This window comes from Cedecea colo, from assembly GCF_011808225.1.
In the GTDB taxonomy this organism is placed as follows: domain Bacteria; phylum Pseudomonadota; class Gammaproteobacteria; order Enterobacterales; family Enterobacteriaceae; genus Dryocola; species Dryocola colo.
Map to the genome: position 1 here is coordinate 1 of NZ_SOYS01000021.1, position 2,137 is coordinate 2,137.

The 2,137-nt window shown below is 52.7% G+C and carries 2 protein-coding genes; both read left to right on the forward strand.

From position 1 onward, the window contains the following. Window positions 1–60: 60 nt before the first annotated feature. Window positions 61–507 (forward strand): hypothetical protein, encoded by a 447-nt coding sequence (locus E2L00_RS21240; RefSeq protein WP_236127794.1) that lies wholly within the window; start codon window positions 61–63, stop codon window positions 505–507. 314 nt (window positions 508–821) lie between these two features. After that, the coding region (locus tag E2L00_RS21245) for a type VI secretion system Vgr family protein (protein WP_167615034.1) at window positions 822–2,137 on the forward strand (1,316 nt) is incomplete at its 3' end.

Here is a 2,137-nt window from a genome sequence, read left to right on the forward strand (position 1 = left end):
AAATGTCAGTGCGGTTGTACTGTAATTTCAAGTGCTCAGAACAGCACCGTAGGATAATCAATGGGCTGGGAAAGGACGAAAGCAACAACGATGGAGTTGCCTCCTGAACCATCTTTTACGGGATGGCTGTTGGCTGGTGCTGTTGCCGCGGTTGTGGGTATTTTGCTGTTTATTCTGTATGCGTCAGGCATGGTTAAGGCACTGGCTGCATTCAATATCTGGTGGCTGGCATCCAGCCCGATTCTTGGCTGGTTTTTCCTGTTTTGTTTGCGGGGGTGGCTGTGGGGCAGAACCGTCAATGAACATCAGTTTTTGCAGAAGGAAGCTGAATACGGACAGCAACAGTGGGAAGCCTGGGCAGGGCGTTATCTGACGGTGTCTGGCAGCAGCATTCTGTTACCTTCAGGCGTGACCTCCGATGCTATAGTGAAATCCGAGGCATCAGACGTGCCGCGACTTCTGTTACTGACCAGCCATTTTGAAGCTCAATCTGTAACTTCCGATTGACCACTAATAATCGCGGTGGCTGACTCAGTGAACATTTGTATCTTCATCCTGCTCATTATCGCCGGATTTTTATTTCTGCCTGATGCGTATTTTTACACATTCGTTAAGCGCTTTACCCCCATCAGTGGCGATGGCGAATACGCGATGGATAATTTTGACATGACCGTGTTGCTGATGAAAATCCTCGCCTGCGCCCTCGGGGCTGGAGCCCTAATCACTCTTTTCCGTACTCACTGAGTACCCCTGATAAAACCTGCTATTTGCCCTTAGGCAATAAAGTCATGGACGGCAGGTTATCCCATGGAGCCAATATCATGAGTCTGACAGATACGCTTAAGAATACCCTGTCTGCGCTAACTGAAGGCGGGCTGAACCGCTACCGTCTGGATATTCCGTCCTGCACGGCAGATATCGATGTGGAGAATTTCAGCGGTAAGGAGTTCATGAGTGAGCTTTATTACTACGAAGTTATCTTTACCAGCGGCGATCAGAATATCAGTTCAACGCAACTGTTGACCAGGCCTGCCACGCTGACCATGGGAACCGGGCCTCTGATGGGGCTGACCGGTCAGAAAGTGGTGCATGGTGTGGTGACGCATTTTAAGCGTATCAGTGGCTCACGTGACCAGGCAACGTACCAGATTATTATTGAGCCGTTCCTGTCTTTGCTGCGCAAGCAATTCCGTACCCACCGCTTTTTTGTCAATAAGTCGGTACCGGAAGTCGTCGCCGAAGTATTGCAGGAGCATGGCCTGAAAGGCTGGGAGTATGATTTCACCCTCAAAGCCGACTATCCGAAGCGTGAACAGATTAACCAGTACAAGGAAAACGACCTCGCCTTCATTGAGCGTCTGCTGGCCGAAGTGGGAATTTTCTACTTCTTCACCCTTCAGCCCGACACCCAGACCGAAGTGGTGCATTTCGCAGACAAGCAGAGCGCATGGACGTTCGGTAAGTCTCTGCCGCTCAGCAGCCCATCGGGAATGAGTGATAATGCAGCGGACTCGGTATGGGGGATTAACGTCCGACAGAACGTGGTTGAGCGCTCTGTCACCGCCAGCGATTACAATCACCGTGAAGCCCAGAATGTCCTGACCTCTGTACCGGCGGACATGACCCGCGGCGACGGTGACGGTGTTACCTACGGAGAGGTTTACCACTACCTGCCGCGTCATCTTGAACGTGGCGACAAAATCACACCCTCAGCGGAAACGGCCAACTTCTGGGCTCGCCTTGAGCATGAGCGTTTCCTGTCCGGACAGACAGCTATCAGCGGGTGCAGCAATGATGCCCTGCTTTCTCCGGCCCAGGTGCTGACCATCAGTGAACGTGCGGTGCCGCCGACACTGCCATCAGAAACAGACAACGGCATAATCATTACCCGCACGGGCTATATTGCCAGCCGTAAAGATGCCCTGACAGTGATGTGGGAGGGGATGCCTTATTACGAGAACCGCTGCTGGCGTCCTGCAGCTAAAAAGCGCCCGGTGGTCAGCGGCACTTTGATGGCGCGCGTGACCAGCGCCAGGGATAACGACATTTACGCCTGGCAGGATGCATCGGGGATGTACCGCGTGAAATTCGATGCTGACCGCGACGATAAACGCCAGGGCATGGAAAGTATGCCGGT

Coding starts and splice junctions, on each gene's coding strand:
- E2L00_RS21240 (WP_236127794.1), top strand. CDS start 61: ATGGGCTGGGAAAGGACGAAAGCAACAACGATGGAGTTGCCTCCTGAA.